At 66.2% G+C, this 11,649-nt stretch carries 14 protein-coding genes and 1 tRNA gene; 7 read left to right on the plus strand and 8 right to left on the minus strand.

Annotated elements, in window-relative coordinates; translation table 11 throughout:
• Positions 1-28: 28 nt before the first annotated feature.
• Positions 29-334, plus strand: a complete 306-nt coding sequence (locus tag ACFYLW_RS08150; RefSeq protein WP_312065070.1) for a CsbD family protein — start codon at positions 29-31, stop codon at positions 332-334.
• A gap of 6 nt (positions 335-340) precedes the next feature.
• Here ACFYLW_RS08150 and ACFYLW_RS08155 read toward each other — a convergent pair whose 3' ends face one another.
• The 4 genes from ACFYLW_RS08155 to clpS form a co-directional block, all read right to left on the minus strand.
• On the minus strand, positions 341-1,549 hold the full coding sequence (locus ACFYLW_RS08155; RefSeq protein WP_313471965.1) for a S41 family peptidase: 1,209 nt from the start codon (positions 1,547-1,549) through the stop codon (positions 341-343).
• A 74-nt stretch (positions 1,550-1,623) separates the two neighbouring features.
• On the minus strand, positions 1,624-2,199 hold the full coding sequence (locus ACFYLW_RS08160; protein ID WP_312063093.1) for a DUF4287 domain-containing protein: 576 nt from the start codon (positions 2,197-2,199) through the stop codon (positions 1,624-1,626).
• Positions 2,200-2,299: 100 nt separating this feature from the next.
• Positions 2,300-4,603, minus strand: a complete 2,304-nt coding sequence (clpA, locus tag ACFYLW_RS08165; protein WP_312063091.1) for an ATP-dependent Clp protease ATP-binding subunit ClpA — start codon at positions 4,601-4,603, stop codon at positions 2,300-2,302.
• A 12-nt stretch (positions 4,604-4,615) separates the two neighbouring features.
• Positions 4,616-4,945 carry an ATP-dependent Clp protease adapter ClpS gene (gene clpS / locus ACFYLW_RS08170; protein WP_003164443.1) on the minus strand — a complete coding sequence of 110 codons (330 nt, stop codon included), beginning with the start codon at positions 4,943-4,945 and terminating at the stop codon, positions 4,616-4,618.
• 155 nt (positions 4,946-5,100) lie between these two features.
• Here clpS and ACFYLW_RS08175 point away from each other — a divergent pair, with 155 nt between their 5' ends.
• Positions 5,101-6,282: a S41 family peptidase gene (locus ACFYLW_RS08175; protein ID WP_312063089.1), complete on the plus strand. Its 1,182-nt coding sequence runs from the start codon at positions 5,101-5,103 to the stop codon at positions 6,280-6,282.
• Between the two features lie 26 nt (positions 6,283-6,308).
• On the opposite strand, the gene ACFYLW_RS08180 is transcribed toward ACFYLW_RS08175, so the two are convergent.
• Positions 6,309-6,779: a TIGR01841 family phasin gene (locus ACFYLW_RS08180; RefSeq protein WP_312063087.1), complete on the minus strand. Its 471-nt coding sequence runs from the start codon at positions 6,777-6,779 to the stop codon at positions 6,309-6,311.
• 267 nt (positions 6,780-7,046) lie between these two features.
• Here ACFYLW_RS08180 and ACFYLW_RS08185 point away from each other — a divergent pair, with 267 nt between their 5' ends.
• Positions 7,047-8,474: a D-alanyl-D-alanine carboxypeptidase gene (locus tag ACFYLW_RS08185; RefSeq protein ID WP_312063085.1), complete on the plus strand. Its 1,428-nt coding sequence runs from the start codon at positions 7,047-7,049 to the stop codon at positions 8,472-8,474.
• On the opposite strand, the gene ACFYLW_RS08190 is transcribed toward ACFYLW_RS08185, so the two are convergent.
• Together ACFYLW_RS08190 and ACFYLW_RS08195 are read right to left on the minus strand one after the other, a co-directional pair.
• Positions 8,471-9,043: a DUF2239 family protein gene (locus ACFYLW_RS08190; protein ID WP_312063083.1), complete on the minus strand. Its 573-nt coding sequence runs from the start codon at positions 9,041-9,043 to the stop codon at positions 8,471-8,473. The two genes, ACFYLW_RS08185 and ACFYLW_RS08190, sit on opposite strands and share 4 nt — an antisense overlap.
• A gap of 68 nt (positions 9,044-9,111) precedes the next feature.
• On the minus strand, positions 9,112-9,468 hold the full coding sequence (locus tag ACFYLW_RS08195) for a phage holin family protein (RefSeq protein ID WP_312063081.1): 357 nt from the start codon (positions 9,466-9,468) through the stop codon (positions 9,112-9,114).
• A gap of 115 nt (positions 9,469-9,583) precedes the next feature.
• Here ACFYLW_RS08195 and ACFYLW_RS08200 point away from each other — a divergent pair, with 115 nt between their 5' ends.
• Positions 9,584-10,021 carry an HIT family protein gene (locus ACFYLW_RS08200; RefSeq protein WP_312063079.1) on the plus strand — a complete coding sequence of 146 codons (438 nt, stop codon included), beginning with the start codon at positions 9,584-9,586 and terminating at the stop codon, positions 10,019-10,021.
• Here ACFYLW_RS08200 and ACFYLW_RS08205 read toward each other — a convergent pair whose 3' ends face one another.
• Positions 10,022-10,372 carry a DMT family protein gene (locus tag ACFYLW_RS08205; RefSeq protein ID WP_292083377.1) on the minus strand — a complete coding sequence of 117 codons (351 nt, stop codon included), beginning with the start codon at positions 10,370-10,372 and terminating at the stop codon, positions 10,022-10,024.
• A 51-nt stretch (positions 10,373-10,423) separates the two neighbouring features.
• Between ACFYLW_RS08205 and ACFYLW_RS08210 the strand changes: the two genes are divergently transcribed.
• The 3 genes from ACFYLW_RS08210 to ACFYLW_RS08220 all read left to right on the plus strand — a co-directional run bounded on the left by ACFYLW_RS08210 (position 10,424) and on the right by ACFYLW_RS08220 (position 11,581).
• Positions 10,424-10,498: transfer RNA gene (locus ACFYLW_RS08210), tRNA-Thr, on the plus strand.
• A gap of 60 nt (positions 10,499-10,558) precedes the next feature.
• The gene (locus tag ACFYLW_RS08215) at positions 10,559-10,867 is read left to right on the plus strand and encodes a hypothetical protein (RefSeq protein WP_312063077.1); all 309 of its coding nucleotides are present in this window, start codon (positions 10,559-10,561) and stop codon (positions 10,865-10,867) included.
• Positions 10,868-10,954: 87 nt separating this feature from the next.
• Positions 10,955-11,581: a TetR/AcrR family transcriptional regulator gene (locus tag ACFYLW_RS08220; RefSeq protein WP_292083285.1), complete on the plus strand. Its 627-nt coding sequence runs from the start codon at positions 10,955-10,957 to the stop codon at positions 11,579-11,581.
• Positions 11,582-11,649: the final 68 nt, after the last annotated feature.

The following is an 11,649-nucleotide window of genomic DNA, read 5'->3' on the forward strand; positions in this document are numbered from 1 at the left end:
GTCTCCTCCTCACATTTCAGGGATCACCATGACCGATCAACGTATCGAAGGCGTCGCGACGGAACTGAAGGGCAAGGCCCAGAACGGCCTGGGTCGCCTGACCGGCGACAGCAAGCTGCAGGTCGAAGGCAAGCTGAACGAGGTCAAGGGCAAGGCGCTGGACGCCTATGGTCGCGTCATCGACGGCCTGGACGGCATGGTCGACAAGGCCCCCGCCGACCTGCGCGAACCGGCGCGCAAGGGCCTGGACTTCGCCCGCCGCAAACCCCTGCTGACCACCGGCATCCTGGCCGGCGCGGCAATCCTGCTCGGCAGCCTGGGCCGTAAACGCTAGGGAGCCTCAGCCCGCCGCCAGGTCATGGACGGCCGCCTCGAGCACAGCGTCACGGCCCGTCCGGGCGATGACGACCGGATCATCGACCGCCTCGACGTCCAGCGGCGGACGGGGCGGCAAGGGCTTGCCGTCCGACGTGGTCGAATAGGCGATGGTCATGATCAGCCGCCAGCCTTCGCTGACCGGAAAGCCCATGACCACATTGTTGCCGACCCCGACGCTGGGCTCGCCGATGACGCGGGCGCGGCCGGCCAGCGCGGCCTGGATGGCCACGGCCTCGGCGCAGGAGCCGGTGTTGTCATTGACCAGCACGGCCATCGGCCCGTCCCAGCGGCTGGGCCGCTCCACGATCAGTTCCTCGACGTCGTCGCCATCCGAGACCACGCGCGCCCTCCCAGGCGTGACGGTCAGGACGCGACGACCGCCCTGCGGATCGCTCTGAACGACAGAATAGTCGATGAAGGCCGAGGCGACCGCGGCGCACTGGATGCCGCCGCCGCCGTTGTCGCGCAGATCCAGGGCCAGGGCGCGCGCCCCCTCGGCCTTGGCCTTCGCGATCAGGTCGTGCGCCGTTTGAGCCACGCCTTCTCCGGTCCCGGCCGGGACATGAAGCACCGCCACGTCCCCGACCCGATCCAGACGCGGCATGGGCCTGGGCGAACCCGGCTGCGGCGTCAGCGCGACATCGAATGTCTGATCCCCGCGCGACAACGTATAGCGCCCGGCCTCGGCTGACGCCGTCAGGGCCGCCGCGCTCATGCCGGGCGGGACCACGAGAACATCATGTCGCCGCACGCCGGCCTTCTCCGCCGGCCCGCCGGGCGCGACCCAGGCGACATACAGGGCCTCGCCGCCCCGCTCTTTCTTGACCATCCACCCCAGGGGCGCCAGCTGGGCGGCGGGTCCGCCAGGGGCGGGCCCCGCCGGGGGCGCGGACTGTTCCAGCCGGGTATGAGCATCGCCCAGCGCCTTCACCGCTTCGCGCGCTTCGGCCACGCCCAGCGCCTGCGGACAGGCGTCGCGCAGCGTCGCGCAGGCCTGGGTCAGCCGCGCCTCGGCCGCGTCGAAGATCGCCCGGACGTCCACGCCGGGCTTGGCGTAGTAGCGGGCGTCGATGTTCTGGCGCACGGAGGCGAGGAAGTCGGTCGCTGGCGACGCGGCGACGGGACCGGCGCAAGCGGCCAGCAGGGCGGCGATGGAGAGCGAGAGGCGCATGATGGGTGGCTCCTGGTTCGCCCCTGTTGTCACGCGCCTGGCGACGTTCCGACCAGTGAATTATCGGTAAGACGTCAGCCGTTGTCCGCCGCTTCGGCGAACAAGCGGCCGATTTCGACGTCGACCTGATCGGCTGCCTCCAGCTCGATGGTCGCCGTCAGCCGCTCCGACCAGCTTTCGCGCCGCGCCGACGGCGACAGGCGCGGCGAGGCCTCCGGCGCCAACTTCAATCCCAACAGAGCGACACCGCCCTTGAGCGGTCGCATGGCCGCAAACTGCACGCTGCGCGAGAAGGAGGTGTAGCCCTTGCGCTGGCCCGAGATCACGCCCTCGACGCCGTCCGCGACGCGTTCGACCGCCTCAAGGATCGCCAGTGAGGCCGGGTCCTTCCAAAGCGCAGCCCGCAACGCCTCAGGCTCGTCCCAGCCGGGGCCGTCGGCGGAGCTGCAGGCGTCGAGGATCTGCGCCGCGTGGTTCTGGCCGACGCCATGCTCGGCCTTCAGCCAGGCCGCCTGAGCGCGCGGCGCGGTCTCGGGACAGGTCTTCATGATGACGACCCAGTCGGCCAGCGGCTTGCCAGTGTTTTTCTCCAGATTGGCCTGGACCGTGGCGAACCACTTCTTCTGCCGCGCGGTCAGCGCTGCACCCATGATCCGTCCCCTCCGTTTGCGCGAACCATGCCCCTGCCTGCGCCAAAGAAAAAGGCCCGGGCGTTTCCGCCCGGGCCTCCAGCCACAAACCTGAACGAAATCAGGCGGTTTCTTCTTCCTCTTCCTTCACCGCCGCGCCCTTGGCGGGGGTGATGTCGAAGGCGATCTTGCCGTCCTTCAGCTCGACCTTGACGTGTCCGCCGCGGGTCAGGCGGCCGAACAGAATGTCGTCGGCCAGCGGCTTCTTGATGTGCTCCTGAATGACGCGGGCCAGGGGCCGCGCGCCGTACAGTTCGTCGAAGCCGTTCTTGGCCAGCCAGTCGGTCGCCTCGTCGGTCAGCTCGATGGTGATGTTGCGGTCCGCCAGCTGGGCGTCCAACTGCATCATGAACTTGCCGACCACCGAACGGATCGTCTCCGTGCCCAGCGGCTTGAAGGCCACGATGGCGTCCAGACGGTTTCGGAACTCCGGCGCGAACAGGCGCTGAATGGCCTTGTCGTCCTCGCCTTCGACCTTGCCTCGGCCGAAGCCGATGGAGGCGCGGGCGTTGTCGGCGGCCCCGGCGTTGGTGGTCATGATCAGGATGACGTTCCTGAAATCGACCTTCTTGCCCACCGCGTCGGTCAGGGTCCCGTTGTCCATCACCTGCAGCAGGATGTTGTAGACATCGGGGTGGGCCTTCTCGATCTCGTCCAGCAGCACCACCGAGTGCGGATGCTGGTCGACGGCGTCGGTCAGCAGGCCGCCCTGGTCATGGCCGACATAGCCCGGAGGGGCGCCGATCAGGCGGCTGACCGTATGGCGCTCCATGTATTCCGACATGTCGAAGCGCTGCATCTCGATGCCCAGGGTGGCGGCGAGTTGCTTGGCCACCTCGGTCTTGCCGACGCCGGTCGGGCCGCTGAACAGGAAGGCGCCGATGGGCTTGTTCGGGTCGCGCAGGCCTGCCCGCGCCAGCTTCATCGCCGCAGAGACCTGCTCGATGGCCTGTTCCTGACCAAAGACGGCGCGCTTCAGATCGGTCTCCAGCTCACGCAGGGATTCCGTGTCCGACTTGCTGACCGACTTCGGCGGGATGCGGGCCATCTTGGCGATGACGGCCTCGACCTCCTTCTGGCCGATAACCTTCTTGCGCTTGGATTCCGGCAGCAGCATCTGCGACGCCCCCGCCTCGTCGATCACGTCGATGGCCTTGTCCGGCAGCTTGCGGTCAGTGATGTAGCGCGCCGACAGATCGACCGCCGTGCGGATGGCGGCGTCGGTGTAGCGCAGCTTGTGGTGGGTCTCGTAGGTCGTCTTCAGACCCTTGAGGATTTTCACCGTGTCCTCGACCGTCGGTTCGTTGACGTCGATCTTCTGGAAGCGCCGCACCAGGGCGCGGTCCTTCTCGAAGTGCTGGCGGTACTCCTTGTAGGTGGTCGAGCCCATGCAGCGCAGGCTGCCCGAGGCCAGGGCCGGCTTCAGCAGGTTGGAGGCGTCCATCGCCCCGCCCGACGTCGCTCCGGCGCCGATCACCGTGTGGATCTCGTCGATGAACAGAACCGCGTTCTCGTGCGTCTCCAGTTCCTTGACGACCTGTTTCAGCCGCTCCTCGAAGTCGCCGCGATAGCGGGTGCCGGCCAGCAGCGCCCCCATGTCGAGCGAGTAGATGGTGGCGTCCTTCAGGACGTCCGGCACCTCGCCGTTGACGATCTTGCGGGCCAGGCCCTCGGCGATGGCGGTCTTGCCGACACCGGGATCGCCGACCAGCAGCGGGTTGTTCTTGGTCCGGCGGCACAGGATCTGGATCGAGCGTTCGACCTCGGCCTGACGGCCGATCAGGGGGTCGATCTTGCCGCTCTTGGCCTTCTCGTTCAGGTCGACGCAATAGGCCTCCAGCGCCTCTCCGCCGGATTTGACGGCGGCGGCGTCCTCGGCGTCCTCGGGGCTGGCGCCGCGCGCGGGACGGGTTTCGGTCGCGCCCGGCTTCTTGGCGATGCCGTGGGCGATGAAGTTGACCGCGTCATAGCGCGTCATGTCCTGCTCTTGCAGGAAGTAGGCGGCGTGGCTTTCGCGCTCGGAGAAGATGGCGACCAGGACATTGGCGCCCGTCACCTCTTCGCGGCCCGACGACTGGACGTGGATGACCGCGCGCTGGATCACGCGCTGGAAGCCCGCCGTGGGCTTGGCGTCGTCTCCGTCGGCCGTGGCCAGGGCGGCCAGATCATTATCGACATAGAGGGTCAGCGCGGTCTTCAGCGCGCCGAGATCGACGTTGCAAGCCGTCATCACGCCCGAGGCGTCGGGATCGTCGATCAGGGCCAGCAGCAGGTGCTCGAGCGTGGCGTATTCGTGCCGGCGCTCGTTCGCATAGTGGACCGCGCGGTGCAGGGTCTCTTCGAGAGGACGCGAAAACGAGGGCATGGGAGGTTCCTCTCAGTCCTTTTCCATCGTGCATTGCAGAGGGTGCTGGTGACGGCGCGCCGTCTCGACCACCTGGGCGACCTTGGTTTCGGCCACTTCGTAGGTGAAGACGCCGCAAACCCCGACGCCATGCTGGTGCACATGCAGCATGATGCGGGTCGCGTCTTCCCGGCTCTTCTGGAAGAACCGTTCCAGCACATAGATGACGAACTCCATCGGGGTGTAGTCGTCATTCAGGATCAGCACCCGATAGAGCGAGGGCCGCTGAAGTTTCGGCTTTGTCTCGGTGACGACGGCGGCGCCTGCGCCTCCGCCTTGTTCACCTGGCCGTCTGTTAGGCATTCGTTGTCCGTCTTCGGGGAGTCTTGATGGATCAGATAGGTGATGATGGCCTGATTTGTAGGGGCGTCCAGTCACGCCTTGTGTGAGCGGTGCTTGAGGCGCGGCCTTATCTCGCGTAACCCCGATTTATGGGGTGGGAAACGCGACGATCCGTGATGGCGCTGGCCGCAGGCAGCTTGGCGCAGGCCAGTTGTCTATCGGCCCCCGAACGAGACAATCTGGCCGTTTTCGACGCCATGTGGGGAACCATCGACGAATGGTATTTCGACCCGGCCATGAACGGCCTGGATTGGGCGGCTATTCGTCGTGATTGGCGGCCGCGAGCCGCGAAGGCCGAAACTCAGGCCGCGCTCTATCTGGATGTGCTGGTTCCGATCCTCGACCAGTTCAACACATCTCATGTCGACATCCGTCCCCCTGGCGCCCTGATGCTGTCCCCCGATCGGCGCTACAGAATGCCCCGACAGAAACGTGGCCCATCCTTCATCCTGTCCAGAACCGATGAAGCCGGGATCGGCGCGAAGCTCACCTGGGCCGAACCCGCCTTCATCGTCGAAGACGTCACCTTTCCCGGACCATCATATGATGCGGGCCTACGCCCGGGCCAGCGCGTCAGACTGGCCGGTTGGCGGCGGCTCGACAAACACAGCCAAGAGATCGAACTGATTGAGACGCCGTCCAATCGGGTCATGACGATCAGGTGGACCCCAAAGCCGCCGCCTCCAAAGACTGAATGGCGAACCCTTAAGGACGGAACGGGCTACCTTCGCTTTAACGAATTCGAGCCGCCATCAATCGACTGGGCTCTCGCTGCAATCCAACAGTCGGCGCCGTCCGGGCTCATCCTCGACCTCCGAGACAATACGGGCGGCCTCATCACCGAGGTGGTGCGGCTGCTATCAGTCTTACTGCCCGTCGGAAGCGACATCGGCACGTTCAAAACCCGGCGGGGCAACAGCGAGAGCAGAACCCTGCCCTCGGCGGTGACTTTCGCAGGGCCGCTAGCTGTCCTGACCGGACCGCGAACGGCTAGCGGCGGCGAAGTGACCCCCGTTGCGCTTCAGCATGGCCGGCGTGCTCGGCTATTCGGCGCTAAAACCGCCGGCGCCGTCCTGGCGTCGCATATGTTCTCACTGCCGGATGAGGGAAAACTGACGGTCCCCTTCGCCGATTACCTCAGCCCGTCGGGACTTCGCATCGAAGGAAGCGGCCTGTCGCCCGATGTCGAGGTCGTCCGGACGCCGCAAAGCACCAAACAAGGCTTCGACCCTGCCCTGCTGGCGGCCTCTCAATGGCTCGACCAGCAAAAAGGCCCCGGCGTTTCCGCCAGGGCCTGATTGTACGCCTACTGAAAAAGTCAGACTTAGCGAGCGGCCTGGAAGCTCTCGACGGTCGCGGTGACGCGCTCGTTGATCGGCTTGAAGCTGTCCTTCACCGACGCGGTGAAGATTTCGGTCGCCTTGCCGAACTGGGCCAGATAGGCCTCGGCGGCCGACTTGGCCCACGAGGTCTGCAGTTCGACCAGTTCCTGGACCGAACGCGCCTGGCTGATCGACTGGGCGGCGGCGACGCCGTCTTCCCAAGACTTCTTCGAGAAGGCCAGAGTCTCTTGCGACAGGGCCTCGACGCCCTTCTGGGCGGCGGCGGCCGACTCGACGACGGCTTCGAGGTTCTTCTTGCCGTGAGCGTTCAGCTCGGTCAGCGAGGCGACGGACTTGTCCACGCCTTCGCGGAAGGCCTTGGCGCCGGCGGCCTGGATGGATTCAGCCTGGGCCTTGGCCTTGGCGGTCGTCTGTTCAACGGTCTTCTTAACAGTCTCGGCGGCGTCAGCCATTGGGACTCTCCCGAAGCGGATAAAGGATCTCACGACGAATAAGGTTCATCGCGACACGTGTCATATGGTGCAAGTGCGAAATGACTTCAAGTGAAAATTGTGCGACGCAACATATGATCGCCGATCACCTGCCGGCGCCATCCGCGATCACAACTCCGTTGACAGCTTGTTAACCCTCTCGAAACCCGCGAGTCCGATGTTAGCCTTTGTAACGCGCGGTGATCACGGTCGTCTTCGCGCCACAGTGACGAGGCTAGTAGATTGACCATGAACGCTGCATTCCGCCGCCGCTTCCTGGCCGCCCTGGTTCTGGGCGGCGTGGTCCTGACACCCGCACTCGGCGCGCCGCCGCCGGTCGCCCAATCCTCTGACAATTCGCGCTACGCCTCGATCGTGGTCGACGCCTCCTCGGGCGAGGTGCTGTTCTCGCGCTTCGCCGACGCCCGGCGCTATCCGGCTTCGATCACCAAGGTCATGACCTTGTATCTGGTCTTCGAGGCGCTGGAGTCCGGCAAGGTCAAGCTGACCGACAACCTCACCGTCTCGCCGCGCGCCGCTTCGCAGCCGCCGTCGAAACTGGGCCTGGCGGCCGGCCAGTCGATCAGCCTGGACGACGCCATGAAGGCCACGGCGGTCCGCAGCGCCAACGACATGGCCGTGGTCCTGGCCGAGCATATCGGCGGTTCGGAAGCCCAGTTCACCGCCCGAATGACGGCCAAGGCCAAGGAGCTGGGGATGGACCATACCCGGTTCACCACCGCCAACGGCCTGCCCGACACGCGCCAGGCGACGACCGCCCGCGACCTGTCGATCCTGAGCCGCGCCGTGATGCGCGACTACCCGCAGTACTATCGCTACCTCGGCCTGCACGACTGGTACTTCAACGGTCGCGACTACCGGAACACCAACGGCCTGCTGGCCACGGGCCGCGGCTATGACGGCATCAAGACCGGCTTCACCAACGCCTCGGGCTACAACCTGGCCGCCTCTTCGGTGCGCGACGGCAAGCGGATCATCACCATCGTCATGGGCGGCCGCTCGACCGCCAGCCGCAACGCCCACGTGGCCGAGTTGATGGATACCGGCTTCGAGGTCCAGCGCCGTCGCGGTCAGGGCGAACGCATCCAGGTGGCCCAGACCTTCTTCGAGCAGCGCGGCTACGGCATCAGCGCCGATCCCAATCCGCCGGTCGAATACGCCTCGGCTTCGGACGAGGATGGCGAAGGCGTGGGTTCGACCGCCGTGGCCTATGTCGCCGGTCCGCCGCCCGCCACCCTGCCGACCGAGGTGACGCCGCCGCCGTCGGCCCGCGCCGCCCCGCGCGCGACCGCTCCAGTCCAGCGCGCCGAGACCCGCACGCCTGAAAATCTCACAGCATCTTTGAACGGCGGCTCCTCGACGCGTCGCTCGACCTCGGCCGCCCCTGCCCGCTCGACCCGCGAAGCCGCCCGCGCGCCCTCAGGCCGCTGGACGGTTCAGGTCGGCGCCTTCCGCGAGGAAGCCGTGGCCCGCGACTGGCTGAATGACGTCAGCCGCCGCTTCCGCACCCAATTCACTGATGCCCAGCGCGACGTTCAAAACGCCAACGGCTGGTATCGCTCGCGCTTCACCGGCATGACCGAAGCTGCCGCCCAGGCGGCCTGCGAAACCCTGAGTGAGCGCCGCGTGACCTGCATGGTCATCCGTCCCAGCTAGGCCGCCCTGCCCTGACCGTTGCGCCAGCTTCCCTCGGCCAGACGCCGGGCGTAGTCGGCCACGTCTGATGGCCAGGCCTCGATGGCGGCGTCAAACGCCGCCCAATCGCCGGCGAACAACATCCGTATCGCCTCTTCATAGCCGGGCTGATCGCCGGCCACGGCGGTCATGAAGCGATAGGCGGCCTCGCGACTGCGACGCACGCGATCCGGCCCCTCGGCTTCGCGCAGGGCGCTCTCGACCAACTTCCGCAGCGCGACAGAGGCTCCGCCCGGCTGAGCCGCCAGCCAGTCCCAATGGCGCGGCAGCAAGGTCACCTCGCGCGCCGTCACACCCAGCTTGGGCCGCCCCGGCCCGCGCTTCTCGACCGGCTCGGACGGCAGGCGCGCCAGCACCGCCGCCAGATCGCCGCGCAAGTCGAACTCCACCGGCCGGGCGGCGGCGTCGTCGAAGACCAGAACCGCCTCGCCCGCATCATGGGCCGCCTTGACGGCGGCCACGACCTCGGCCGGCGCGCCCGAGGCGATCAGGCGATCACCGGCGAAGGCAGTGCAGGTTGCTGTGGTCATCGTCAGCTCCTTGAAGGTCGCGACGATTTACCCGGGCAAAATATTCACGTCAATATTACCCGGATTATTCAACGCGCCCGCTCACTTTCGCCGAACAGGGAGGCCGCGATCCAGCTGACCACGCCTGTTACAATGGCCGCCCCGATCCCCGCCCACAGACCGTTGACCGAGAAACCGCCCAGGAACCAGGCCGTCAGTCCAATCATCGCCGCGTTCACCACCAGCAGGAACAGACCCAAGGTCACGATGGTCAGCGGCAAGGTCAGGATCACCATGATCGGCCGCACGATGGCGTTGACCAGTCCGAGGATCACCGCCGCCGCGACCAGCGACCCGGTCGAGGTGAAATCCACCCCCGGCACGACCTTGGCGGACAGCCACAATCCCAGAGCCGTGACGACAGCCTGAACGATGAAACGCAGCATTGGACGCAATCTCCGTGAACCTTGACCATATAGCGCGTCAGATCGCGTTTCGCTCCCGTGCGAAATCCGCCCTGCCCTGCTAGCCTCCGCGCGACACCTCTGACGGAGCCTCCCCATGAGCCTTCACGGCGCCTACGACCCCGACAACATCTTCGCCAAGATCCTGCGCGGCGAGATTCCCAGCGTGAGGGTGTGGGAAGACGATGACGTCCTGGCCTTCATGGACGTCTTCCCTCAGTCCGAGGGCCACGTGCTGGTGGTGTCCAGGACGTCAACGGCGCGCAATCTGCTGGAGATTGAGCCCGAGGCGCTGGCCAAGCTGACCGCCGCCGTCCAGCGCACCGCCCGCGCGGTCGAAAAGGCGCTGAAGCCCGAAGGGCTCAGCCTCATGCAGTTCAACGGCGAGGCTGGAGGCCAGACCGTCTTCCATCTGCATTTCCACATCGTTCCACGATGGGCCGACCGCGCCATGAAGGGCCACGGTCATGCGCCGATGGCCGACACCGAACACCTCAAGGCCCTGGCCACGCGGATCGCCGCCGAGCTGGACTGACTACAGCGGCCCCCTGAATATGAAGAAGGCCCCGCCCGCGATTAGCGAGAACCCGACCAGATGGTTCAGGGTCAGCTTCTCGCCCAGATAGGCCACCGAGAAGACGGCGAAGACCAGCAGGGTGATCACCTCCTGCATGGTCTTCAGCTCGGCCGCCGAATAGACCTGATGGCCGATGCGGTTGGCGGGCACGGCCAGGCAGTATTCAAAGAAGGCGATGCCCCAGCTCAGGATCACCACGATCCACAGCGGTTTGGACCCGAATTTCAGGTGACCGTACCAGGCGAAGGTCATGAAGACGTTCGACAGGGCCAGCAGAAGGATCGGCGTGAGATAGGGCGTCATCGGCATGGCCGGACTGTGCTTGCGTCCTGACGATTCCACCAGCATAAGGCGCGCAACGCCGGATTAGCACAGTGGTAGTGCAGCGGTTTTGTAAACCGAAGGTCGCGGGTTCAAATCCTGCATCCGGCACCATCGCCTTGCATTAACGACCAATGTTCGCCTAACCTGCCCTCTTCTCAGGGAGCAAGGCAGATGATCCTCACCCTCATTTTGCTCGCGGCGTTGCAGACGCCCACGACGCAGGCTGAACCTGGCGCACAGACGTCTCCGGCCGCGCAAGCCTCGCAGGCCGCCCGTCCTACGGAAACGGCCAGGTCCAATCGCCGCGCCCGACCGGTCTGCCAGCACCGCGCCCGCACAGGCTCAGTCCTGAGACGAGATGTCTGCGTGTCCGCTCAACAGGCGGCGAACCAGCAAAGCGCCGCGAAGCAATATATAGAAGAGGCGACCGCCGGGATCGGCCATGAGGAACTGCCTCTGGGCGGCCTTCCGCGCGAATAGCCGCCCGAGTGAGAGCGCTGGCCTTCCTTATCCAGCGCAGGCTATAGGCTGCCATTGACGACACCTGTAGCCCGCCGCCTCCTCCCCATGTCTGAGACGACCAACAAGCTGGGCCACAAGATCGGGACGCGCGGCGCGCGGACCCGTCGCGCCATCCTCGACGCCCTGCGCGAGCTGCTGAATCACAAGCACCTGGGCGAGATCCGAGCCGCCGACGTGGCTATGGCGGCGGGCGTCTCGGCGCCGACCTTCTACACCTACTTCAAGTCGGTCGAGGAAGGCCTGCTGATCCTCTGCGAGGAGGCGGGCGAGGACTTTCAACGCCTGGCGCGGCACATTCACGCCGACTGGACCGCGGACCGCGCCTTTGACGCGGTACGGGCCTATGTGCTGGAGGTCCTAGCCCTTTGGAACGACCATGGGCCGGTGCTGCGGGTCGAGCATATGCTGGCCGACAAGGGCGAGCCCGACTTCGCTGAAAGCCGCATCAAGCGAATGCGCCGCCTGCACCTGGCGCTGGAACGCCGCATCGCCCAGGCCAAGGCCAACGGTCACCTGCCTGAGGGCCTCAGCCCGCGCCTGACCTCCTACGAAACCGCCAATCTGGTCGAGTCAGTCGCCGCCGGTTTCGCCCTGATGCGCCGCGCCGACACTGCCGAGGCCATTGTCGACACGACGGCGCATATCGTCGTGAAGCTGACGACGGGGCGCTGACGCCCCCAGGGGCCCTGCTTCATTCGTGGTGGGCCGCGGTCAGAAGGCTCCGCCTCCTCGACCCGACG

This window comes from Brevundimonas sp. NPDC007368, assembly GCF_042869015.1.
In the GTDB taxonomy this organism is placed as follows: domain Bacteria; phylum Pseudomonadota; class Alphaproteobacteria; order Caulobacterales; family Caulobacteraceae; genus Brevundimonas.

What these genes read in the sequence shown, in the direction of transcription:
- ACFYLW_RS08150 (WP_312065070.1), top strand. Translation starts at nt 29, where the DNA reads ATGACCGATCAACGTATCGAAGGCGTCGCGACGGAACTGAAGGGCAAG.
- ACFYLW_RS08155 (WP_313471965.1), bottom strand. Translation starts at nt 1,549, where the DNA reads ATGCGCCTCTCGCTCTCCATCGCCGCCCTGCTGGCCGCTTGCGCCGGT.
- ACFYLW_RS08160 (WP_312063093.1), bottom strand. Translation starts at nt 2,199, where the DNA reads ATGGGTGCAGCGCTGACCGCGCGGCAGAAGAAGTGGTTCGCCACGGTC.
- clpA (WP_312063091.1), bottom strand. Translation starts at nt 4,603, where the DNA reads ATGCCCTCGTTTTCGCGTCCTCTCGAAGAGACCCTGCACCGCGCGGTC.
- clpS (WP_003164443.1), bottom strand. Translation starts at nt 4,945, where the DNA reads ATGCCTAACAGACGGCCAGGTGAACAAGGCGGAGGCGCAGGCGCCGCC.
- ACFYLW_RS08175 (WP_312063089.1), top strand. Translation starts at nt 5,101, where the DNA reads ATGGCGCTGGCCGCAGGCAGCTTGGCGCAGGCCAGTTGTCTATCGGCC.
- ACFYLW_RS08180 (WP_312063087.1), bottom strand. Translation starts at nt 6,779, where the DNA reads ATGGCTGACGCCGCCGAGACTGTTAAGAAGACCGTTGAACAGACGACC.
- ACFYLW_RS08185 (WP_312063085.1), top strand. Translation starts at nt 7,047, where the DNA reads ATGAACGCTGCATTCCGCCGCCGCTTCCTGGCCGCCCTGGTTCTGGGC.
- ACFYLW_RS08190 (WP_312063083.1), bottom strand. Translation starts at nt 9,043, where the DNA reads ATGACCACAGCAACCTGCACTGCCTTCGCCGGTGATCGCCTGATCGCC.
- ACFYLW_RS08195 (WP_312063081.1), bottom strand. Translation starts at nt 9,468, where the DNA reads ATGCTGCGTTTCATCGTTCAGGCTGTCGTCACGGCTCTGGGATTGTGG.
- ACFYLW_RS08200 (WP_312063079.1), top strand. Translation starts at nt 9,584, where the DNA reads ATGAGCCTTCACGGCGCCTACGACCCCGACAACATCTTCGCCAAGATC.
- ACFYLW_RS08205 (WP_292083377.1), bottom strand. Translation starts at nt 10,372, where the DNA reads ATGCCGATGACGCCCTATCTCACGCCGATCCTTCTGCTGGCCCTGTCG.
- ACFYLW_RS08215 (WP_312063077.1), top strand. Translation starts at nt 10,559, where the DNA reads ATGATCCTCACCCTCATTTTGCTCGCGGCGTTGCAGACGCCCACGACG.
- ACFYLW_RS08220 (WP_292083285.1), top strand. Translation starts at nt 10,955, where the DNA reads ATGTCTGAGACGACCAACAAGCTGGGCCACAAGATCGGGACGCGCGGC.